24 protein-coding genes are annotated in these 21,434 nt (G+C 72.4%); 8 read left to right on the forward strand and 16 right to left on the reverse strand.

The window, feature by feature from the left end; all coding sequences use genetic code 11:
- Positions 1-5: 5 nt before the first annotated feature.
- Together IG63_RS0103475 and IG63_RS0103480 are read right to left on the reverse strand one after the other, a co-directional pair.
- Positions 6-1,364, reverse strand: a complete 1,359-nt coding sequence (locus IG63_RS0103475) for a uracil-xanthine permease family protein (RefSeq protein ID WP_211249184.1) — start codon at positions 1,362-1,364, stop codon at positions 6-8.
- A 145-nt stretch (positions 1,365-1,509) separates the two neighbouring features.
- Positions 1,510-2,778: a PucR family transcriptional regulator gene (locus IG63_RS0103480; RefSeq protein WP_051706117.1), complete on the reverse strand. Its 1,269-nt coding sequence runs from the start codon at positions 2,776-2,778 to the stop codon at positions 1,510-1,512.
- A 79-nt stretch (positions 2,779-2,857) separates the two neighbouring features.
- On the opposite strand from IG63_RS0103480, the gene IG63_RS21260 reads away from it, so the two are divergent.
- The 5 genes from IG63_RS21260 to IG63_RS0103505 all read left to right on the forward strand — a co-directional run bounded on the left by IG63_RS21260 (position 2,858) and on the right by IG63_RS0103505 (position 9,021).
- Entirely contained in the window at positions 2,858-3,532 is a 675-nt protein-coding gene (locus tag IG63_RS21260) for an oxamate carbamoyltransferase subunit AllH family protein (RefSeq protein WP_169741753.1), read from the forward strand.
- Positions 3,529-4,953 carry an AllF/FdrA family protein gene (locus tag IG63_RS0103490; protein ID WP_030482995.1) on the forward strand — a complete coding sequence of 475 codons (1,425 nt, stop codon included), beginning with the start codon at positions 3,529-3,531 and terminating at the stop codon, positions 4,951-4,953. The genes IG63_RS21260 and IG63_RS0103490 overlap by 4 nt, the downstream gene beginning before the upstream one ends.
- Positions 4,950-6,371 carry a YlbE family protein gene (locus tag IG63_RS0103495; RefSeq protein ID WP_030482996.1) on the forward strand — a complete coding sequence of 474 codons (1,422 nt, stop codon included), beginning with the start codon at positions 4,950-4,952 and terminating at the stop codon, positions 6,369-6,371. The genes IG63_RS0103490 and IG63_RS0103495 overlap by 4 nt, the downstream gene beginning before the upstream one ends.
- A gap of 190 nt (positions 6,372-6,561) precedes the next feature.
- Positions 6,562-7,713, forward strand: coding sequence for an acyl-CoA dehydrogenase family protein (locus IG63_RS0103500; RefSeq protein ID WP_030482997.1), 1,152 nt, complete (start codon positions 6,562-6,564; stop codon positions 7,711-7,713).
- 51 nt (positions 7,714-7,764) lie between these two features.
- Positions 7,765-9,021, forward strand: coding sequence for an Nramp family divalent metal transporter (locus tag IG63_RS0103505; RefSeq protein WP_030482998.1), 1,257 nt, complete (start codon positions 7,765-7,767; stop codon positions 9,019-9,021).
- 9 nt (positions 9,022-9,030) lie between these two features.
- On the opposite strand, the gene IG63_RS0103510 is transcribed toward IG63_RS0103505, so the two are convergent.
- Positions 9,031-9,636, reverse strand: coding sequence for a class I SAM-dependent methyltransferase (locus IG63_RS0103510; RefSeq protein WP_030482999.1), 606 nt, complete (start codon positions 9,634-9,636; stop codon positions 9,031-9,033).
- A 124-nt stretch (positions 9,637-9,760) separates the two neighbouring features.
- On the opposite strand from IG63_RS0103510, the gene IG63_RS0103515 reads away from it, so the two are divergent.
- Positions 9,761-10,147 carry a single-stranded DNA-binding protein gene (locus IG63_RS0103515; RefSeq protein ID WP_051706118.1) on the forward strand — a complete coding sequence of 129 codons (387 nt, stop codon included), beginning with the start codon at positions 9,761-9,763 and terminating at the stop codon, positions 10,145-10,147.
- Here IG63_RS0103515 and truA read toward each other — a convergent pair.
- Positions 10,066-10,908, reverse strand: coding sequence for a tRNA pseudouridine(38-40) synthase TruA (gene truA, locus IG63_RS0103520; RefSeq protein ID WP_030483001.1), 843 nt, complete (start codon positions 10,906-10,908; stop codon positions 10,066-10,068). The genes IG63_RS0103515 and truA overlap by 82 nt on opposite strands.
- Positions 10,909-10,944: 36 nt before the next feature.
- Between truA and IG63_RS0103525 the strand changes: the two genes are divergently transcribed.
- Both IG63_RS0103525 and IG63_RS0103530 read left to right on the forward strand, forming a co-directional pair.
- Positions 10,945-12,630 carry an NAD(P)/FAD-dependent oxidoreductase gene (locus IG63_RS0103525; RefSeq protein ID WP_030483002.1) on the forward strand — a complete coding sequence of 562 codons (1,686 nt, stop codon included), beginning with the start codon at positions 10,945-10,947 and terminating at the stop codon, positions 12,628-12,630.
- A 43-nt stretch (positions 12,631-12,673) separates the two neighbouring features.
- A complete protein-coding gene (locus IG63_RS0103530; protein WP_030483003.1) occupies positions 12,674-13,027 on the forward strand; it encodes a GatB/YqeY domain-containing protein in 354 nt (117 codons plus the stop codon).
- Positions 13,028-13,084: 57 nt separating this feature from the next.
- On the opposite strand, the gene rplQ is transcribed toward IG63_RS0103530, so the two are convergent.
- The 12 genes from rplQ to rplO form a co-directional block, all read right to left on the reverse strand.
- Positions 13,085-13,765 carry a 50S ribosomal protein L17 gene (rplQ, locus tag IG63_RS0103535; protein WP_030483004.1) on the reverse strand — a complete coding sequence of 227 codons (681 nt, stop codon included), beginning with the start codon at positions 13,763-13,765 and terminating at the stop codon, positions 13,085-13,087.
- Between the two features lie 69 nt (positions 13,766-13,834).
- Complete coding sequence (locus IG63_RS0103540; RefSeq protein ID WP_030483005.1) at positions 13,835-14,845, reverse strand: DNA-directed RNA polymerase subunit alpha; 1,011 nt, start codon at positions 14,843-14,845, stop codon at positions 13,835-13,837.
- Between the two features lie 100 nt (positions 14,846-14,945).
- Positions 14,946-15,554, reverse strand: a complete 609-nt coding sequence (gene rpsD, locus IG63_RS0103545; protein ID WP_030483006.1) for a 30S ribosomal protein S4 — start codon at positions 15,552-15,554, stop codon at positions 14,946-14,948.
- A gap of 33 nt (positions 15,555-15,587) precedes the next feature.
- Positions 15,588-15,995 carry a 30S ribosomal protein S11 gene (gene rpsK / locus IG63_RS0103550; protein WP_030483007.1) on the reverse strand — a complete coding sequence of 136 codons (408 nt, stop codon included), beginning with the start codon at positions 15,993-15,995 and terminating at the stop codon, positions 15,588-15,590.
- A 56-nt stretch (positions 15,996-16,051) separates the two neighbouring features.
- Complete coding sequence (gene rpsM, locus IG63_RS0103555; RefSeq protein WP_030483008.1) at positions 16,052-16,426, reverse strand: 30S ribosomal protein S13; 375 nt, start codon at positions 16,424-16,426, stop codon at positions 16,052-16,054.
- 198 nt (positions 16,427-16,624) lie between these two features.
- A complete protein-coding gene (gene rpmJ, locus IG63_RS0103560; protein WP_004008316.1) occupies positions 16,625-16,738 on the reverse strand; it encodes a 50S ribosomal protein L36 in 114 nt (37 codons plus the stop codon).
- A 26-nt stretch (positions 16,739-16,764) separates the two neighbouring features.
- Positions 16,765-16,986: a translation initiation factor IF-1 gene (gene infA, locus IG63_RS0103565; RefSeq protein ID WP_030483009.1), complete on the reverse strand. Its 222-nt coding sequence runs from the start codon at positions 16,984-16,986 to the stop codon at positions 16,765-16,767.
- A 411-nt stretch (positions 16,987-17,397) separates the two neighbouring features.
- A complete protein-coding gene (locus IG63_RS0103570; protein WP_030483010.1) occupies positions 17,398-18,135 on the reverse strand; it encodes a glutamine amidotransferase in 738 nt (245 codons plus the stop codon).
- Between the two features lie 3 nt (positions 18,136-18,138).
- Positions 18,139-18,984, reverse strand: a complete 846-nt coding sequence (gene map, locus IG63_RS0103575; RefSeq protein WP_030483011.1) for a type I methionyl aminopeptidase — start codon at positions 18,982-18,984, stop codon at positions 18,139-18,141.
- 5 nt (positions 18,985-18,989) lie between these two features.
- The gene (locus tag IG63_RS0103580) at positions 18,990-19,565 is read right to left on the reverse strand and encodes an adenylate kinase (RefSeq protein ID WP_030483012.1); all 576 of its coding nucleotides are present in this window, start codon (positions 19,563-19,565) and stop codon (positions 18,990-18,992) included.
- Positions 19,565-20,860, reverse strand: coding sequence for a preprotein translocase subunit SecY (gene secY, locus IG63_RS0103585; RefSeq protein WP_030483013.1), 1,296 nt, complete (start codon positions 20,858-20,860; stop codon positions 19,565-19,567). Before secY ends, IG63_RS0103580 begins: the two co-directional genes overlap by 1 nt.
- 133 nt (positions 20,861-20,993) lie before the next feature.
- Entirely contained in the window at positions 20,994-21,434 is a 441-nt protein-coding gene (gene rplO, locus IG63_RS0103590; protein ID WP_030483014.1) for a 50S ribosomal protein L15, read from the reverse strand.

Genomic DNA, 21,434 nt, shown 5'->3' on the forward strand with positions numbered 1-21,434 from the left:
TGACCTCATAGGGCCCTGGTCACCTCGCCCGACGTGCGGCTCCTGCCGCGGGCCACCAGGTGGTAGTAGACGATCACGACGATGGTGCCGAAGGCGATGCCGGTGAGCTCGAAGTCGTCGGTCACGACGAGGCTGACGTTGCCGACGCCGATGATGATGCCCGCGGCCAGCCCGACGATGTTGACCGGATCGGCGAAGTCGACCCGGTTGTCGACCCAGATCTTGGCGCCGACCAGGCCGATCATGCCGTAGAGCACCACGGTGATGCCGCCGAGCACACCGCCGGGGGTGGCGTTGACGATGGCGCCGAACTTGGGGCAGAGGCCGAGCAGGATCGCGAAGATCGCGGCGGCGTAGTAGGCCGCGGTCGAGTAGACCTTGGTGGCGCTCATGACGCCGATGTTCTCGGCGTACGTCGTGGTAGGGCTGCCGCCGAAGAGGCTGGCCAGCGCGGTGGCGGCGCCGTCGGCGCCGAGCGCCCGGCCCATGTAGGGGTCGAGGTCCTCGCCGGTCATCTCGGCGACCGCCTTGACGTGGCCGGCGTTCTCCGCGATCAGCGCGATGACGCCGGGCAGCACCAGCAGCACGAAGGTGAAGGAGACGCTGGGGGCGTGGACGGCGCTGACGCCGTCGGCCAGGGTGCCGCTCGGCAGCCCGATCCAGCTGGCATCGCCGACCGCGGCCCAGGAGACCCGGTCGTGGGTGGTGGCCTCCGTGGCCCCGCCCAGCACCGAGGTGATGGGGCCGAAGATGCCGTCGAAGGCCCACGAGAGCAGGTAGCCGAAGACCAGCGCGAGGAAGACCGCGATGCGCGACCAGAAGCCCGGCAGCATCACGGCGGCCATGACCATGAAGGTCGCGGTGAGCAGCGCCACCCACTGGTCCTGCGGCCAGTAGACGCTGGCGACCACGGGAGCGAGGTTGAAGCCGATGAGCATGACGACCGCGCCGGTCACGGCGGGCGGCAGCACCTTGTGGATCACGCCGGAGCCGCTGAAGTGCACCAGCACGCCGACGGCGAGCAGCACCAGGCCGGCGACCAGGATCGCGCCGGTGACGTCGGCGGAGTCACCGCCCTGGGCGCGGATCGCCGCGACGCCGCCCACGAAGGAGGCGGAGGTGCCGAGGTAGCTCGGCACCTTGTTGGCGCACACGAGCAGGAACATGATCGTGCAGATGCCGGAGAACATGATGGCGAGGTTGGGGTCGAGCCCCATCACCAGGGGGAAGACGAAGGTGGCGCCGAACATCGCCACCACGTGCTGGGCGCCGAGCCCGACGGTCTTGCCCCATGCCAGCCGCTGGTGCGGCGCGACCGCCTCGCCAGGGGCGGGATCCACCACGTCCCACTTGAACATCGACATCGCCATCGTGCCTTTCGCCGTCGGTCGGTCCCCGAGCCGTCTGCACGAAGTTAGTGACCCGGACCACTCACTGCGACGGCCATCTGTGCCGAAGAGGTTGCCACCGAGATGGCAACTTGTGGAGCACCACGGCTGGTGGTGACGCTCACTCCCGCAGCTTGCGGACCTGCAGGGCGACCGCCACGTCGAGCCGGACGTGCGGATCGGTCGAAAGCGGGCCGAGCAGCCGCTCCAGCTTCGCGACCCGGTAGCGCATCGTGTTGTAGTGGAAGAACTGCAGCCGCGCGGCCTCCGCGACGTTGAAGTTGGTGTCGAGCAGCAGCTGCAGGCTCTCGCGCAGGTCGGCCGCCTCCTCGGTCGGCTCCTCCAGCGGTCCGAGGACGTCGGCGACGAAGCGGCGCACCTCCTCCACGTCGGGCACCAGCGCCACCAGGCGGTGCAGCCCGAGCTGGTCGAACCAGGTCGTCGAGCCGGGCCCGTCGACCCGGCGGCCCACCTCGACCGCGCGCCGCGCGTGCGCGTAGGCCTCGGGCAGGTCCTCGATGCCGGAGGCGAGCCGGCTCACCCCGACCGAGAAGGACCGGCGCCCACCGCCGCGGTCGCCGGCCACCGCGGTGACGGCGCGGCGTACGACGTCGTGCCCCGCGGGCGGAGCGTCGTCTTCCGCGACCGGGAGCAGCGTCACGACCTCGGAGGAGAAGTCGACGCTCGGGATCCCCTCCCCCAGGCTGCGGCTCACCTGCCGCCACGCGGAGGAGAAGCGCTCCTGCCAGTGGCGCCACTGCGTGCTCGAGCCGGTGCCCTCGGGATCCGGGTCGAGCTCGGCGACGACGACCACCACGGGGCGCTCGAGTCGCCAGCCGAAGGTCGTGGCGTGCTCCGCGACGTACGCCGGGTCGGTGGCGCGGCGCAGCAGCAGGTCGCGCAGGAAGTCGCCCTGGTACTTGTTCTCGACCGCGGTGACGGCCTCCTCGCGGGTGATCAGCAGCGCGGCCACCGCGGCCGCGCGCTCGAGCGCGTGCACGTCGTCGGGGCTGAGCCGGTCGTCACGGCGCAGGCAGACGAGCCGGGCCAGGTCGGCCCCGCCCGCGGCGACGCGGAGCGCGCGGGCCTCGCCGTCGCCGACGGAGGCCCCGCGCGGGTCCATCCGCTCCACGCGCAGCCGGCCTGTCGGGTCGACCAGGTCGCGCTCGGCGAGCGCCGCACGCATGTCGTCGGGCAGCGCGGAGGCGCGCTCGCGGCCGTCGGAGGAGGTGAAGACCACCCCCACGTCGAGGGCACGGCCCACCTCGGCCGCGATGCCGGCCAGGTCGCCGCCCTCGAGCACGATCTGGGTCAGGCCGGTGTGCAGGGCGTCGACCCGCGCCAGCGCCGTCGGCGCCGTACGGGTCAGGGCCTGGCCGTCGTCTATCAAGTCTTGGGCCTCTCGGGGTCGATCTTTGATGAGGTTCTCACATCACCCGAGCGCCGCTGCCGCGACTACCGTCGACCGGGTGATCCCCGTGAGCGCGTCCCCCCGGGTGCACTCGTGGCTGCGCTCGGCGCCCGACGGGCCGCTGCGCGTGCTGCACCGCGGTGCCGACGCGGCGTACGTCGAGGTGGCCGGCCGCTGCGTCGGGCTGCTCGGCCGCCACGCCGTCGCGGTGCCGTGCGGCCTGCGCTCGGAGCTGGCCCGGGTCGAGGTCGGCGGGGCCGCGCTGGTCGGCGGCCGCCTGCACGTCGACGGCGAGCCGGTGCTCGTCGGGCGGCTCGTCGACGTGCGGGTCCCGCAGCTGCGCGTCACCGCCACCGGGCCCGCGCCGACGCCCGACGAGGTGCGCACGATCGGCCGCGGCGACGGCCTCACGCCGTACGACGACGACGTGCTGTGCGGCTGGCTCGCCGTCCACCGCGCCGCCGGGCTGGCGACCCCCGAGGTCGACGAGGCCGTGCGCACGGGGTCGCACCGCACCACGCTGCTCTCGGCCACCCTGCTCGAGTGCGCCACGCACGGCGAGGTGCTGCCCCAGTTCGCCACGTGGCTCGCCGCCCGCGGCAGCGACGAGGAGGCCGAGGCCGCCGCCAGGCTGAGCGCCGTCGGTCACTCCTCCGGTCGCGGCCTGCTGGCCGGCGCCCGCCTCGCGCTCACCCACCTCGACCCGTCCGCCCCCGCCCGAGGAGCCGCATGAGCACCCCCACGTCCGCCGCGCCCACGACCTCCCACGTCGAGCTGCGCCCCGGCGCCTACGCCGACTCGGTGACCCTGCTGCAGGTCAGCCGCAGCGTGCAGGCGCTCGACGGCGTCGTCGCGGCCCAGGTCGCCATGGCCACGCCGCTCAACGTCGACGTGCTGCTGGAGATGGGCTTCGAGGTGCCGGCCGAGGCCGGCCCCAACGACATGGTCGTCGCGCTGCGGCTCGCGGAGGGCACGGCGCTGGACGCCGCGCTCGCCGGCGTCGACACCGCGCTGCAGCAGGCCGGCCGGCGCGACGAGGGCACCGCCGAGGTGGCCGCCCCCCGCACCACGGGCAGCGCGCTGCGGCGTGCGCCCGACGCGGTGGCGCTGGTCTCGGTGCCCGGTCCGAGCGCCCTCGTCGAGGCGATGGACGCCGTCGACGCGGGCCGTGACGTGATGGTCTTCAGCGACAACGTGCCCGTCGAGCAGGAGGTCGCGCTCAAGCGCGCCGCCGCCGAGCGCGGCGTGCTCGTGATGGGTCCTGACTGCGGCACCGCGGTCGTGGGCGGCCTCGGGCTCGGCTTCGCCAACACCGTCTCCCCCGGCCCCGTCGGCATCGTGGCCGCCTCCGGCACCGGGTGCCAGCAGCTGCTGGCCCTGCTCGACCACGCCGGCGTCGGGGTCTCCTCCGCGCTCGGCGTCGGCGGCCGCGACCTCTCCGCCGAGGTCCGCGGGCTCGCCACGCGCGAGGCGCTGCGGCGCCTCGACGACGACCCCGAGGTCGAGCTGGTCGTGCTGGTCTCCAAGCCGCCGGCCGACGACGTCGCCACCGAGATCGAGGAGCACGCCGCCGGCCTCGGCACCCCCGTCGAGCTCGCCCTGCTCGGCCCCGGGCAGCCCGACCTGACCGCCGCCGCGGAGCGGGTGCTCCGGCGGCTCGGCCGCGAGGTGCCGGCCTGGCCGGTCGTGGGCTCGGCCGCCGCTCCGTCGGGCGGCACGGCACTGCGGGGCCTCTTCGTCGGCGGCACCCTCGCGAGCGAGGCCCGCCTGGTCGCCACCGCCGAGCTGGGCGACGGCCACACCTTCGTCGACTTCGGCGACGACGCCTACACCGGCGGCCGCGCCCACCCGATGATCGACCCGACGCTGCGCCTGGAGCACCTGGCTCGGGCCGCCGCCGACCCCGAGACGGCCGTGGTGCTGCTCGACGTCGTGCTGGGCCACGGCGCGGAGGCCGACCCGGCCGCGCTGCTCGCGCCCGCCGTCGCCGCGGTGACCCGGCCCGTGGTCGTCGCCGTCGTCGGCACCGCCGCCGACCCCCAGGACCTCGACCGGCAGGTGCGCGCGCTGGCCGACGCCGGGGCCGAGGTCCACCTCTCCAACGCCGGCGCGACGCGCCGCGCGGTCGAGCTCGTGAAGGGAGCCCGCGCATGAGCGCCCCCACCGCCGTCGTCAACGTCGGTGCCGACCTGCTGGCCGACGCCGTCGCCGATCAGGCCGTGCCGGTCTCCCGCGTCGACTGGCGCCCGCCCATGGAGGGCACCGAGGCCGACCTCGCCCTGGTCGCGGCCGACCCGCGGCGGCGTACGGCCAACGAGCGCGCGGTCGAGGCGGTGCTCGGCACCACGGCCACGCTGGTCGACGTCGCCCCCGCCTCCGAGCTGCTGGGGCTCGAGCGCGGCCAGTTCCTCCACGCCGGCCCGCCGATCACGTGGGAGCGCGCCTCCGGGCCGCTGCGCGGGGCGCTCATGGGCGGCGCCGCCCTCGAGGGCCTGGTGGAGGACCCCGAGGACGCCGCCGCGCTCTTCGAGTCCGGCGACTCGGTCTCCCTCGACCCCTGCCACCACCACGACTCGGTCGGCCCCATGGCCGGCGTCGTCACCCCGAGCATGTGGATGTTCGTGCTCGAGGACGCCGCCACCGGGCGGCGTACGCACTGCACCCTCAACGAGGGCCTGGGCAAGGTGCTGCGCTACGGCGCCTACGGCCCCGAGGTGCTGCAGCGGCTGCGCTGGATGGGCGACGTGCTCGGGCCGCTGCTGCAGCGCGCCGTCCGCACCGTGCGCGACTCCGCCGGCCCCGTCGACGTCACGGGCATCCTGACCCAGATGCTGCAGATGGGCGACGAGGCCCACAACCGCAACCGCGCCGGCACGCTGATGCTGCTGCGCGACCTCGGTCCGGCGATGGTGCTGAGCAGCCGGGGTCCGGACGCAACGGACGCCGCCGACGTCGCCGAGGCGATGCGCTTCGTCGGGGGCAACGACCACTTCTTCCTCAACCTCGCGATGCCGGCGTGCAAGCTCGCCCTCGACGCCGCTCGCGGCATCGACGGCTCCACGATGGTCGTCGCGATGGCGCGCAACGGCACCGACTTCGGCATCCAGGTCGCCGGCACGGGCGACGAGTGGTTCACCGGCCCCGCCCAGGTGGCCGACGGGCTCTTCCTCGGCGACTACGGCCCCGACGACGCCAACCCCGACATCGGCGACTCCGCCATCACCGAGACCGCCGGGATCGGGGGCTTCGCGATGGCCACGGCGCCCGCGATCGTCCGCCTCGTCGGCGGCTCGGTCGGCGACGCCCTGGCGACGACGCGGCGGATGCACGAGATCGCGCTGGCGGAGAACCCCCGCTGGTCGGTCCCGGTCCTGGAGTTCCAGGGCACCCCGACCGGCATCGACGTCACCAAGGTCTGCCGCACCGGCATCCTCCCGCAGATCAACACCGGCATGGCCGGGGCCGTCGCCGGCGTCGGCCAGGTCGGCGCCGGCCTGGTCACCCCGCCCGCCGATATCTTCCCGAAGGCCCTCCACGCCCTCGCCCGCCGCGTGCCCCCCTCCCCCTCCTGACCGCCCACCCGCCCCAGATGCACGCCGACCCGCCTCATGTGCACACCGACCCGCCCCATGTGCACGCCGACCCGCCTCATGTGCACGCCGACCCGCCTCATATGCCGGCATCTCAGGCGGATGGGCGCGCATCTCAGGCGGATGGGCGTGCATCTCAGGCGGGTCGGCGGCGCGTGCCAGAGTGAGGAGCATGGATCTCTCGCTCAGTGAGGAGCAGCGGGCGTTCAAGGACGCCGCACGGGCCTTCCTCGACAAGGAGGCGGTGCCGCACCGCTCGGCGTGGGACCGCCGGGAGGCGGTCGACCTCGACGTCGTGCCCAAGATGGCCGAGCTCGGCTTCTTCGGGCTCACCATCCCCGAGGAGCACGGCGGCGTCGGGGGCGACTACGTCACCTACGCCATCGCCATGGAGGAGCTCGGCCGGGCCGACTCGGCGCTGCGCGGCATCGTGTCGGTCTCCAGCGGGCTGGTCGGCAAGTCGATCCTGCACTTCGGCGACGACGAGCAGCGGGCGGCGTACCTGCCCCGGCTGGCGAGCGCCGAGATCCTCGGCTGCTTCGGCCTGACCGAGCCCGGGGTCGGCTCCGACGCCGGCAACCTCACCACCCGCGCGCGACGCGACGGCGACGACTGGGTGCTCGACGGGCAGAAGCTCTACATCACCAACGGCACCTGGGCCGACGTCGCCCTGGTCTTCGCCCGCACCGGCGGCGACGGTCCCCGCGGCATCTCCGCCTTCCTGGTGCCGACGGACGCCGAGGGCTTCGAGGCGCGCGAGATCAAGGGCAAGCTCGGCCTCCGCGGCCAGGCCACGGCCGAGCTCTTCCTCACCGGCGTGCGCGTGCCGGCGAGCGCGATGCTCGGCGAGGAGGGGCAGGGCTTCAAGATCGCGATGAGCTCGCTCGACAAGGGCCGTATCGCCGTCGCCGCAGGCTGCGTCGGCATCGTGCAGGGCTGCCTGGAGGTCTCGGTGGCCTACGCCACCAGCCGCACCCAGTTCGGCCGTCCCCTGGCCGGCTTCCAGCTGGTGCAGGACATGATCGCCGACATCTCGCTCGACGCCGACGCCGCGCGGCTGCTGGTCTGGCGCGCGGCCGACCTCTGCGACCGCGGCGAGCCCTTCGGCACCGCGGCGTCCAAGGCCAAGCTCTTCGCCAGCGAGGCCGCGGTGCGCGCCGCCAACCTCGCCATCCAGGTGCACGGCGGGGCGGGGTACGTCGATGAGTACCCGGCCGAGAAGTACCTGCGCGACGCCCGCGTGATGACCCTCTACGAGGGCACCAGCCAGATCCAGAAGCTGCTCATCGGCCGCGCGGAGACCGGGATCGGCGCCTTCGTCTGACTCGTCCCACATTGGCCAGTCCACCGGTCCACCGCCTAGGGTCGGGCCCCCATGTCGTCCCAGACCGACGCCCAGGTCCCTGCCACCCGCTGGAGGCTGATCGGGCCGGGCCTGGTCGTGGCCGCCACCGGCGTCGGCGCCGCCGACCTCGTCGCGACGCTCGTCGCCGGCGCGGGCTACGGCTACGCGCTGCTGTGGTGCGCGGTGGTCGGCTGCCTGATGAAGATCGTGCTCGTCGAGGGCGCGGGCCGCTGGAGCCTGTCGACCGGCAAGACCATCTACGAGGGCTGGACCAGCCTCGGGTCGTGGACGACGTGGTACTTCGCGCCGTACATCGTCATCTGGGGCTTCGTGTACGGCGCCGCCGCCATGGCCGGCACGGGCCTCCCGCTGCACTCGCTCTTCCCCGTCCTGCCCGTCACCGCCTGGGGCATCGTCTCCGGCCTGCTGGGCCTGGCCCTGGTGTGGGCCGGCCACTACGCCAGCTTCGAGAAGGTGCTCGGCTCGCTGGTCCTGCTGATGTTCGTCACGATGGTCGGCGCCGCGGCGCTCACCCTGCCCAACCTCGGCGAGGTGGTGACCGGCCTGGTGCCCCTCATCCCCGAGGGCGGGCTGGTCTACACGCTGAGCCTGGCCGGCGGGGTGGGCGGCACGATCACGCTGGCGGCGTACGGCTACTGGCTGCGCGAGAAGGGCTGGAGCTCCCCGGAGTTCATGCGCGTGATGCGCATCGACAACACCGTCGCCTACCTCGTCACCGGCCTCTTCGTCGTCGCGACGCTGATCGTCGGCGCCGAGCTGCTCTACTCCGCCGGCATCGCGGTCTCCACCGGCGACCAGGGGCTGCTCGACCTGTCCCAGGTGCTCGAGGACCGGTACGGCGCCGCCGCCGGCACCGTCTTCCTCGTCGGCTTCTGGGCGGCCGCCATGTCGTCGCTGGTGGGGGTCTGGAACGGCGTCAGCCTGATGTTCGCCGACTTCGTGGGGCACGCGCGCGGCCTGGCCGCCGACGACCCGGCCCGCCGCGCCGGCGGCACCTGGTACAAGGCCTACGTGGCGTGGCTGACCTTCCCGCCGATGATCATGCTCTTCCTCGGCCAGCCGGTGTGGCTGATCCTCGCCTACGGCGTGCTGGGCGCCTTCTTCATGCCCTTCCTCGCCGTGACGCTGCTGTGGCTGCTGAACTCCGACCGCACGCCGCCGGAGTGGCGCAACAAGTGGCACTCCAACGCTGCCATGGTCCTGTGCGCGCTCGCCTTCGCGGCGCTGTGCCTCAACGAGGTGCGCAAGGCCGTCTCGGGGGCCTGAGCACCGGCCTCAGCTCGACGACGCCTGAGCCACCAGCACCCGGAAGCCCTTGGCGCTGGCGACCTTCTCGGTCGGCCAGCCCTGCTCGGTGAGCCAGCGGGCCAACGGGTCGGAGCCGAGGTTCTTGCCGACGACCAGCACCGCGCGCCCGCCGGGGCGCAGTCGTGGCAGCCACTGCAGCAGCAGGGCGTGCAGCGCCTCCTTGCCGATGCGGATCGGCGGGTTGGACCAGATCTCGTCGAAGCGCCGGTCGGGGTCGACCGCGTCGGGCAGCGAGACCTCGAGCCGGTCGTCGACCCCCAGCGCCGCGGCGTTCTCCCGGGCCAGCAGCAGGGCACGCTCGTTGACGTCGACGGCCGTCACGCGGGACTCGGGCACCGCCAGCGCGACGGCCACCCCGATGACGCCGTAGCCGCAGCCGAGGTCGAGCACCTCGCGCGCGTCGACCGGTGGCCCGACCTCGCGCAGCAGCACGCCCGTGCCGGTGTCGAGCCTGCCCTGGGCGAAGACGCCGGAGCCGGTGGTCAGCTCGAGCCAGTGGCCCCACACGTCGGCGCGGACGGGCACGCGGCGGAAGGGTGCGGAGGGATCGGAGCTGTAGTAGTGCTCCGTCACCCTGCTGCCCCTTCGCCTCACCGACACGACCGACCAGCGTCCACAGCCGGTCACCGAAGCCCACCTTTCCACACGGTGGGCAGGGGGCCGTGCGGGTGTCCGAGGGACGACGTGGACTGCGCGCATGGCTGACCGGACCACCGACCCCTCCTCCGCGCACACCAACGAGGTGCGGCTGCGCGGCCGCGTCTCCACCGAGCCCGAGTCGCGCGAGCTGCCCAGCGGCGACCTGCTCGTGACCCTGCGCCTGGTCGTCGACCGGCCGGCGCGGGCCGACGCCGCCGGCCGACGCGTCGACGTCATCGACGTGGCGTGCTGGTCCAGGCGCACCCAGCGCACGGCGCTCGCGCTGCGCGCCGACGACGTGGTCGAGGTGACCGGCGCGCTGCGGCGGCGCTTCTTCGCCGCGGGCGCCGGCCGCACCAGTCGCTACGAGGTCGAGGCCGGCCGGGTGGTGCGCACGGCGCGGGCCTCGCGTGCCCGGGCGGCCAGCGCGTCGTCGGCCGGGTAGGCGACCTCCTCCAGGGTGAGCCCGTGGGCCTGCACCACCGTCACCGACGGGTCCCGCACCGCGGCGGTCAGCACCTCCCCCGCCCAGGCGGGCGGCCGCCGCCCCTCACCCACGGCCATCAGGCAGCCCACGAGCGAGCGCACCATGCTGTGGCAGAAGGCATCGGCCCGCACCGTCGCGGTGACCACGCCGGTGGCGTCGCGCTCCCACGCCAGGTCGAGCAGCGTGCGCACCGTGGTCGCGCCCTCGCGGCGCTTGCAGAAGGCCGCGAAGTCGTGCTCGCCGAGGAGCAGCCGGGACGCCGCGGCGACGGCCTCGAGGTCGAGCGGTCGCCCCCAGGCGAGCACGTGCCCCCGGGTCAGCGGGTCGACCGACTCGGGCCGGTCGGCGATGCGGTAGGCGTAGCGGCGCCACAGCGCCGAGAAGCGGGCGTCGAAGCCCTCCGGGGCGACACCCACCCGGTGCACGCGCACGTCGGGGTCGAGCACGCCGTCGAGCCGCCGGCGCAGCGCGGCCAGACCCTCCTCGCGACGGGTCGCGGCCGCGGCCAGCGCGTCGGGATCGACGTCGACGTGGCACACCTGGCCGCGGGCGTGCACCCCGGTGTCGGTGCGCCCGGCCACGGTCAGCTCGGTGCCGCTGGTGCGCAGCACCGTGTCGAGCGCCCGCTCGAGCTCCCCCTGCACGGTGCGCAGGCCCGGCTGCCGTGCCCAGCCGTGGAAGCCGGCCCCGTCGTAGCCCAGGTCGATCCGCAGTCGCACCGCGCCAACCTACTCAGCGAGGGTCATGATCGCGTCATGAGTGTCGAGCCAGCCGCACGCCGGCCCCTCGTCGTCGTCTGCGCCCCCGACCACCGCGACGAGCTCGCGCGGCCCCTGCGCCGCTACGTCGAGGAGTACGACGTGCGCTGGACGTCCGGCGCGGCCGAGACCGAGGCGCTGCTCCGGGGCCTGGGGCCCGACGACGACGTCGCGCTGCTCGTGACCGAGGCCGACCTGCCCGACGCCGACCTGCTGTACGCCGTGCACTCCTGGCGACGGCTGGTGCCCCGCGCCCGCCGGGTGGTGGTCGCCCACCTCACGCGCTTCCGCGAGCGCGCCGACGCGTTGCGCCACGGCATGGCCAGCGGCAAGTACGACGCCTACCTGCTGATGCCGCGGGGGCCTCGCGACGAGGAGTTCCACGCCGCGCTCACCGAGCTGCTCTCCGACTGGGGCTCCCACAACCCCTCCCCCGACGCGCCCGCCGTGGTCGTGGTCTCCCCCGTCCTCGACGCGCTCACCGTGGCGCTGCGCGACTTCTGCTTCCAGATGGGGATGCAGGCCGCCGTCCTCGACCTCGACAGCGAGGTCGGTGCTGCCCTGGTGGCCGCGTGGACCGGCGCCGACGGGTCGCGCGAGGCGGCGTACCCGCTCGTCAAGACGCTGGCTCACGAGCCCATGCTGATCACCTCGGTGGAGCAGCTCGCGGCCACCATCTACGGGGCGCCCGAGCAGGTGGACCTCGACGACGTCGTCGACCTCGTGGTCGTCGGGGCCGGACCGGCCGGGCTCGCGGCGGCGGTCTACGGCTCCTCGGAGGGGTTGCGCACGGTGGTGCTGGAGTCGGGCGCCGTCGGCGGACAGGCCGGCACCAGCTCGATGATCCGCAACTACCTCGGCTTCCCCCGCGGCATCTCGGGGATGCGCCTGGCCCAGCGCGCCCGCAACCAGGCGATCCGCTTCGGGACGCGCTTCTTCACCGGGTGGCCGGTCCGGGAGCTGCGCCCGGCGGCGGTCGCGGGAGACCCGCACGAGGTCGTCACGGGTGGAGGCACGCTGCGCGCCCGGGCGGTGGTGGTGGCCAGCGGCGTCAGCTACCGCCGGCTCGGCGTGCCGGCCATCGAGGAGCGGGTGGGCCTCGGCGTGCACTACGGCGCCGCGGTCAGCGCCGCCCACGAGTGCGCCGGCCAGGACGTCTTCGTCGTGGGCGGCGGCAACTCCGCGGGCCAGGCGGCGGTGCACCTCGCGCGCTACGCCCGCTCGGTCACGCTGCTCGTCCGCCGCCGCGGCATCGAGGAGACCATGTCGGACTACCTGGTGCGCGAGCTGCGCTACACCTCCAACGTCTCGGTGCGCCCGTGCGCCGAGGTCGTCGACGGCGGCGGTGCCGAGCGGCTGCAGTGGCTCGACATCCGCGACCTGGAGACCGGGGAGGTCAGCCGGCACCAGACCGGCGGGCTCTTCCTGCTGCTCGGCGCCGACCCGCACGGCGACTGGCTGCCGGAGCAGGTCGCGCTCGACGGGCGCGGCTTCGTGCTCACCGGTCGCGACGTGCCGCAGGAGGCGTGGGTCGACGGCCGTCCTCCGGCCGCGCTGGCCACGACGCTCCCCGGGGTCTTCGCGGCGGGCGACACCCGCGCGGGCTCGATGAAGCGCGTCGCGGCCGCCTCCGGCGAGGGCGCCAGCGTGGTCCCGCTCGTGCACGCCTACCTCGCCCCCTGAAAAGCACTGGGAGCGACCCACCCACCGGCACTACCGTCGCTGCGTGACCACGACCCTCGGCCTGCGCGCCCGCCTCACCGAGGCGGTGCGTCCGGCCATGAAGGCCCGCGACCGCGACCGGCTGCGGGTGCTGCGCACCACCCTGGCCGCGATCGACAACGCCGAGGCCGTGCCGGCTGCAGCGTCCGCGGGCGCCCTGGAGTCGGCGCCGACCGGGGTGGGTGCCACCGAGGTGGCGCGCCGCCCGCTCAGCGAGCTCGAGGTCGTCGCCGTGATCCGCCTCGAGGTCGAGGAGCGCGAGCAGGCCGCGACGACGTACGCCGCCGCCGGTGACGACCGGCGCGCCACGGCGCTGCGCAGCGAGGCCGCGGTCCTGCGCGAGCTGCTCGGGACGTGACGAGGGCCCGTCACCGCGCAGTGCGGTGACGGGCCCTCGTGAGCCTGGGGTCGAGCCTCAGGCCTTGGTGTCGTCGGAGGACGACTCGGCGGCAGCCTCCTCGGCGTCCGCAGCAGCCTCCTCGGCCTTGGCGGCAGCCTCGTTGGCCTTCGCGGCGGCAGCCTCGGCCTCCGCAGCAGCCTCCTCCGCCTCGACCGCGGCCTCCTCCGCCTCGACGGCGGCCTCGTCGGCGGCGGGCGCCTCCTCGGTCTCGTCGGTGGCGGTCTCGTCGGTCACGGTCTCGTCGGTCACGGGCTCGTCGGCCGGGGCCGGCGTCGCGGCAGCAGCCGTGGCCGGCCGGGTCGCACGCTGGGTCGGCGCGTAGTCCTCGGTCACCAGCTCGATGACGGCCATCGGGGCGTTGTCGCCCTTGCGGGGGCCGATCTTGGTGATCCGGGTGTAGCCACCGGGACGCTCCGCGTAGCGCGGCGCGATCTCGGTGAAGAGCGCGTGCACGACCTCCTTGTCACGGATGGTCTTCAGCACCTCGCGGCGCTGGTGCAGGCTCGCGACCGTGCCGAGCTCGGCCTTCTTGGCCTTGGTGATCAGCTTCTCCGCGACGGGACGCAGCACGCGCGCCTTCGCCTCGGTGGTGGTGATCCGGCCGTGCTCGAAGAGCTGGGTGGCCAGACCCGCCACCATCAGACGCTGGTGGGCGGGACCGGCGCCCAGCCGGGCGCCCTTCTTGGGGGTAGGCATCGCTTCTCTCGATTCTCCCCGGCCGTGTCAGGTACCGGAGTAGAGGTGGTGGTCAGGAGTGACCGGTGCTCAGTACTGCTCGTCCTCGACGTAGCTGTCGTCGTCGTCGTACGCCGCGAGGGCGGTCGCCGGGTCGAAGCCGGGGGCGCTGTCCTTGAGGGACAGACCCATCTCGACCAGCTTGGCCTTCACCTCGTCGATCGACTTCGCACCGAAGTTGCGGATGTCGAGCAGGTCCTGCTCCGAGCGCGAGATGAGCTCGCCCACGGTGTGGATGCCCTCGCGCTTGAGGCAGTTGTAGGAGCGGACGGTGAGGTTGAGGTCCTCGACCGGCAGCGCCAGGTCCTGCGCCAGCTGCTCGTCGACCGGCGAGGGGCCGATGTCGATGCCCTCGGCCTCGACGTTGAGCTCCCGGGCCAGGCCGAAGAGCTCGACGAGGGTCTTGCCCGCCGAGGCGATGGCGTCGCGCGGGGTGATCGACGGCTTGGTCTCGACGTCGATGACCAGCTTGTCGAAGTCAGTGCGCTGCTCGACTCGGGTGGCCTCGACCTTGTAGGTCACCTTCAGCACGGGGCTGTAGATCGAGTCGACCGGGAGCCGGCCGATCTCGTTGTCGGCGCCCTTGTTCTGCTGGGCCGAGACGTAGCCGCGGCCGCGCTCGACCACGAGCTCCATCTCGATGGAGCCCTTGTCGTTGAGCGTGGCGATCTTCAGGTCGGGGTTGTGCACCTCGACGCCGGCCGGGCACTCGATGTCGGCGGCGGTGACCTCACCGGCGCCGGACTTGCGGAGCACGATCACCATCGGCTCGTCGTGCTCGCTGGAGACCACGAGGGCCTTCAGGTTCAAGATGATCTCGGTCGCGTCCTGCTTGACGCCCTCGATCGTGGAGAACTCGTGCAGGGCGCCGTCGATCTTGATGCTCGTGACCGAGGCACCGGGGATCGACGACAGCAGGGTGCGACGCAGCGAGTTGCCGAGGGTGTAGCCGAAGCCGGGCTCGAGCGGCTCGATGACGAACCGGGAGCGGAACTCCTCGACGGACTCCTCCGACAGGGTCGGGCGCTGGGCGATGAGCACTGGTGTCTTCCTTTCCGAGCCCACCCGCTATTTGACGGGCTCGAACTTCTGGCGGGGGTGGTGCGGTGGCAGTGAGGGACCCGGCGTGCGCCGGGCCGGCTCACTTCTTGGAGTAGTACTCGACGATGAGCTGCTCCTGGACCGGCAGCTCGATCTGCGCGCGGACGGGCAGCGAGTGGACCAGGATGCGCATGCGCGACGGGATGGCCTCGAGCCACGCCGGGACGATCCGCTCGCCGTGGGTCTCGCGAGCCACGATGAAGGGCGTCATCTCGAGGCTCTTCTCGCGCACGTCGATGATGTCGTGCGCCTCGACCTGGTACGACGGGATGTCGACCTTGATGCCGTTGACGCGGAAGTGACCGTGCACGACGAGCTGGCGCGCGTGACGACGGGTCCGCGCGAAGCCGGCGCGGTAGACCACGTTGTCGAGGCGGCACTCGAGCAGCTGCAGCAGGTTGTCACCGGTCTTGCCGGTGCGGCGGGCAGCCTCCACGTAGTACTTGTGGAACTGCTTCTCCATCACGCCGTAGGTGAAGCGGGCCTTCTGCTTCTCCTGCAGCTGGTTGCGGTACTCGGACTCCTTGATGCGGGTCCGGCCGTGCTGGCCGGGTGCGTAGGGGCGCTTCTCGAACGCCTTGTCCTCGCCGACGAGGTCGACACCGAGACGGCGCGACTTCTTCGACATGGGGCCGGTGTATCGGGCCATGGTGCAAGTCTCCTGTTCTGGGGTGTCGCTCGGTCAGACGCGCCGGCGCTTGGGCGGGCGGCAGCCGTTGTGCGGGGTCGGGGTGACGTCCTGGATGGTGCCGACCTCGAGGCCGATGGCACCCAGCGATCGGATCGCCGTCTCGCGGCCCGAGCCCGGGCCCTTGACGAAGACGTCGATCTTCTTCATCCCGTGGTCCATCGCACGGCGACCCGCGGCCTCGGCGGCCATCTGGGCGGCGAACGGGGTGGACTTGCGCGAGCCCTTGAAGCCGACGGTGCCGGCAGAGGCCCACGAGATCACCGCACCGGTGGGGTCGGTGATCGTGACGATGGTGTTGTTGAACGTGCTCTTGATGTGAGCCTCGCCCTGGGCGACGTTCTTCTTCTCCTTGCGGCGCACCTTCTTGGCGCCGGCCGCGCTGCGGCTCTTGGGAGGCATGCGTTACTCCTTGACTAGCTGGTCAGCTACGTGGGGGGCCAACAGCCCGGGGGCTGTTACTTGGCCTTCTTCTTGCCGGCGACGGTGCGCTTGGGACCCTTGCGGGTGCGCGCATTGGTCTTGGTGCGCTGTCCGCGCACGGGCAGGCCCATGCGGTGACGGCGACCCTGGTAGCTGCCGATCTCGATCTTGCGACGGATGTCGGCCTGGACCTCGCGACGGAGGTCACCCTCGATCTTGAAGTTGGCCTCGATCTCGTCGCGGAGCTTGACCAGCTCGTCGTCGCCCAGGGTGTGGACGCGCGCGTTCGGGTCGACCCCGGTCGCGGCGAGCACCTTCTGGGCGCGGGTACGGCCGATGCCGTAGATGTAGGTGAGTGCGACCTCGATGCGCTTGTCGCGCGGGAGGTCGACTCCAACAAGGCGTGCCATGGAGTGGCGTTTCCTTTCGGTTCGCGGCGGTGTCGTCGTGTCGCGTCCCGTCGTCCCGCAAGGTCGACCTCTCGGTCGAGCCTGCACGGACCAGGGCTCCGGCCATCCGCTCCGGAGGTGGCTTCACCGGGGTCTCCCCCGGCTAGCGATCACGTGGTGGTCGTCTTCAGTTGTCAGGCGGTCGAGCCTTGGAGGCCCTCAGCCCTGGCGCTGCTTGTGGCGAGGGTTCTCGCAGATCACCATGACGCGGCCGTGGCGACGGATCACCTTGCACTTGTCACAGATCGGCTTGACGCTCGGGTTGACCTTCATGTCAGCCCTTTCTCGGGGTCGGCTGCTTACTTGTAGCGGTAGACGATGCGACCTCGACTGAGGTCGTACGGCGAGAGCTCCACCACCACGCGGTCCTCGGGGAGGATCCGGATGTAGTGCTGGCGCATCTTGCCGCTGATGTGGGCGAGCACCTTGTGTCCGTTGGAGAGCTCCACCCGGAACATGGCATTGGGGAGGGCCTCCACGACGGAGCCCTCCATCTCGATCACGCCTTCCTTCTTCGGCATGTCCTCCGCAATCTGCTCGCTGTCATCGTCTGCCGTGGCCCGGGAACCGCCCGGGTCCTGACTCAGGACCCGGTGGACCTCGTGGACCGACCCGGTGCGGTACCCCGATCCCAGGCGCGGCTCCGCTCGCACCGCTCGGTCATCGAGCGAGGAGAGGGAGGGCATCCGGGCAGCCGCGAGGCACCACGAGACGGACCCACGTTGGGCCAAGAGCCGAGTCTAGCGATCTCCGCGTTCAATCCCTAATTCACGCCGCCAGGGCTGAGCTCGCGAAGCCCTGCGGGCGGCGGGAGGTCGAGGAGGTGGCTCTCGTACCCGACGGAGGAGGGGCCGAGAGCCACCGTCTCGAGACCCGCGGGACGACGTGAGCTGGCGAAGCCCTGGTGGGCGGCGGGAGGTCAAGGAGGCGCCTCACGCGACCTCGGCGTAGCGCCCGACGAAGCGGGCCAGGATGCGCTGGGGGTGGGTGACCTCGACGCTGCGGCTGTAGGCCTTGAGCGCCTCGGCCTCCCCCGGGGGGAAGTAGCCGGCGCTCTTGTAGACCTCGATGCGGGTGCAGACGCCCTCGGTGTCCAGCTCGGGGTGGAACTGGGTGGCGTAGACGTGCTGCCCGACCCGGAAGGCCTGCACCGGGCACGCCGCGGAGGTCGCGAGCACCACCGCGCCGGGGGGCAGCGTGGCGGCGGCCTCCTTGTGGCCGCCGTACGCCGCGAAGTCGCGCGGGAGACCGGCCAGCAGGGGGTCGGCCATCCCCTCGTCGGTCAAGGTCACCGAGAGCGGGCCGACCGCCTCGGGGTGCTCCCGGTCGACGGTGCCGCCCTGGTGGAGGCCGAGGACCCCGACGCCGTAGCAGCAGCCCAGGAAGGGCACGTCGCGGGCGACCACCTGGTCCATCAGCGACCAGAGCCCCCGCTCGGCACGGCGCTGCGCCTCGGGCTTGCGCTCCTCGGGGTCGCCGGCGTTCCACGGGCCCCCGCCCAGCACCACGCCGGCCCAGTCGGCCAGGTCGAGCTCGGGCAGCGGCGCGGCGTGCAGGTCGACCCGGCGAAGGTCGGCCTCGCCGAGACCCGAGAGGCGCAGGAACGCGTCGTACTCGTCGTCCGCGGCGGCGCGCTCCCCCCGGATCGAGATCAGCAGGAAGGGCCGCATGGGCTAGTCGTCACCGCCGCCGAAGGGGACGCCGAGCTCCGCGAGCCGGGCGCGCCCCCCGTCGAGCGCCGTCAGCACCCACGCGCCGTCGGGGGTCAGGGTGAAGGTGTGCTCGTAGTGCGCGGCCCAGCTGCCGTCCTCGGTCAGCACCGTCCACTCGTCGTCGTCGAGCACCGGGTGCCGGCTGCCCAGGGTGATCATCGGCTCCACGGCCAGGGCCAGTCCCCGCTCCAGCCGGGCTCCCCGACCGGGCCGGCCGACGTTGGGCACGTTGGGGGGCTGGTGCATCGCCGTGCCGATGCCGTGACCGGTGAACTCCTCCACGATCCCCCAGCTGCCGCCCGACGGGTGGGGCTGGGAGCGCACGTGCTGCTCGACGGCGTGCGAGATGTCGCCGACGCGACCGCCGAGGTGCGCCGCGGCGATGCCCGCCCAGAGCGCCTCCTCGGTCACCCGCATCAGCTCCTCGACCTCGGGCGCGACCTGCCCGACGGCCACGGACACCGCGGCGTCGCCGTGGTAGCCCTCGACGATCGCCCCGCAGTCGACGGAGAGGACGTCGCCCTCGACCAGCACCCGGTCGCCCGGGATGCCGTGCACCACGGCGTCGTTGACCGAGGCACAGATGGTCGCCGGGAAGGGCGGCTCGCCGTACCCGAGGAACGACGGGGTGCCGCCGTGGTCGCGGATGTGCTCCTCGGCGAGACGGTCGAGTTGCGCGGTCGTGACGCCGGGGCGCACCGCGTCGCGCAGCAGCTCGAGCGTCTGCCCGACGAGCAGCCCGGCGCGGCGCATCAGCGCGATCTGCTCCGGGGTCTTGATCTCGATGCCCCGGTCGAGCCAACCCATGACGCTCAGCTCTCGGAGACGCCCTCGAGCGCGGCGAAGATGCGGGCGGTGACCTCGTCGATCTCGCCCATGCCGTCGACCTCGACCAGGACGCCGCGCTCGCGGTAGTCGTCGATCAGCGGTGCGGTCTGCTCGTTGTAGACCTCCTGGCGCCGCCGGATGATCTCCTCGGTGTCGTCGGCGCGGCCGTCGCTCTCGGCGCGGGCGAGCAGCCGCCGCACCAGCTCCTCGTCGTCGGCGGTGAGCACCACGGCGGCGTCGAGCTTGTGGCCGGTGTGGCGGATCATCCCGTCGAGCTCCTCGACCTGGGCGAGCGTCCGCGGGTAGCCGTCGAGCAGGAAGCCGGGCGCCGCGTCGGGCTCGTCGATGCGGTCGCGCACCATCAGGTTGGTGACCTCGTCGGGCACGTACTCCCCGGCGTCCATGTACTGCTGGGCCTTGACCCCGAGCTCGGTGCCCGCGGAGACGTTGGAGCGGAAGATGTCACCGGTGGAGATCGCAGGGATGCCGTAGCGGGCCGCGACCCGCTGGGCCTGCGTGCCCTTCCCGGCGCCGGGAGGGCCCATGAAGATGATTCGCATCAGCGGAGGAATCCTTCGTAGTTGCGCTGCTGGAGCTGGCTCTCGATCTGCTTCACGGTGTCGAGCGCGACACCGACCATGATCAGGATCGAGGTGCCACCGAACGGGAAGTTCTGGTTGGCGTTGACCAGGATGAGCGCGACCAGCGGGATGAGCGAGATCAGGCCCAGGTAGAGGGCGCCCGGGAAGGTGATCCGGGACAGCACGTAGGAGAGGTATTCCTCGGTCGGCTTGCCAGCCCGGATCCCGGGGATGAAGCCGCCGTACTTCTTCATGTTGTCGGCAACCTCTTGGGGGTTGAAGTTGATCGCGACGTAGAAGTAGGTGAAGAAGATGATCAGCAGGAAGTACGCGATCATGTAGAGCGGGTGGTCACCGCGCACGAAGTAGGTCGAGATCCACTGCACCCACTGCGACTGAGAGTCCTGGTTGAACTGCACCGCCATCGTGGGCAGGTAGAGCAGGCTCGAGGCGAAGATGACCGGGATGATGCCGGCCTGGTTGACCTTCAGCGGCACGTACGTCGAGGACCCGCCGAACATCTTGCGCCCCACCATGCGGCGGGCGTACTGCACCGGGATCCGGCGCTGCGCCTGCTCGATGAAGACGACCGCCGCCATGACGATGAGTCCGATCAGGATCACCGAGCCGAAGACCCACGGGCCCTCCGACTGCTGCACGGCCCAGAGCGAGGCCGGGAAGGTGGCGACGACCTGCGTGAAGATCAGGATCGACATGCCGTTGCCGATCCCCTTCTCGGTGATCAGCTCGCCGAACCACATGATGATCGCGGTTCCGGCGGTCATGGTGATGACCATCAGCGCCGCGGTCTGCCAGCTGTCGCGGTAGAGCAGGTCGCGGTTGCAGTTGGGCAGCAGGTTGCCGGTGCGGGCCAACGCCACGATGCCGGTGGCCTGGAGCACGGCGAGGGCGAGGGTCAGGTAGCGGGTGTACTGGGTGATCTTGGCCTGACCGGACTGCCCCTCCTTCTTCAACGCCTCCAGCCGTGGGATCACGACCACCAGCAGCTGCAGGATGATGCTCGCGGTGATGTAGGGCATGACGCCCAGCGCGAAGATGGTCAGCTGGAGCAGCGCGCCGCCGGAGAAGAGGTTGATCAGCCCGTAGATGCTGCCGTCCTCGATGCTGTTGAAGCACTCCTGGACGTTGGCCACGTGCACCCCGGGAGCGGGCACCTGCGAGCCCAGCCGGAAGATCGCGACGATGAAGAGGACGAAGAGCAGCTTCTTGCGCAGGTCCGGCGTGCGGAACGCGTTGACGAATGCCCCTAGCAAGATCGCCCTCTCAAGGTGTGGCGGGCCACGAGGCCACGCGGTAGAAGATCCGTGGAAGCCTAACAGGGCAGGAGACCCGCGCCCCTACCGGAGCAGTGGGGTCTCCTGCCCTGCAGACAGGTCGGTCGGTGCCTCAGGACTCGGTCGCGGTGCCACCGGCAGCCGCGATCTTCTCCTTGGCGCTGGAGGAGAACTTCTCGGCGGTCACCTGGACCGCCACGGAGATCTCGCCCTCGCCGAGCACCTTCACGGGCCGGCCCTTGCGGACGGCGCCGCGGGCGACCAGCTCGTCGACCGAGACCGCGCCGCCCTCGGGGAAGAGCGCGGCGATGCGGTCGAGGTTGACGACCTGGTAGTCGACCTTGAAGGGGTTCTTGAAGCCCTTGAGCTTCGGCAGGCGCATGTGGATGGGCATCTGCCCACCCTCGAAGCCGGCCGGGATCTGGTTGCGGGCCTTGGAGCCCTTGGTGCCGCGGCCGGCGGTCTTGCCCTTGGACGCCTCACCGCGACCCACACGGGTCTTGGCGGTCTTGGCGCCGGGAGCCGGACGCAGGTGGTGGACCTTGAGGGTCAT

This window comes from Nocardioides aequoreus (assembly GCF_000720335.1).
Classification (GTDB): Bacteria; Actinomycetota; Actinomycetes; order Propionibacteriales; family Nocardioidaceae; genus Marmoricola; species Marmoricola aequoreus.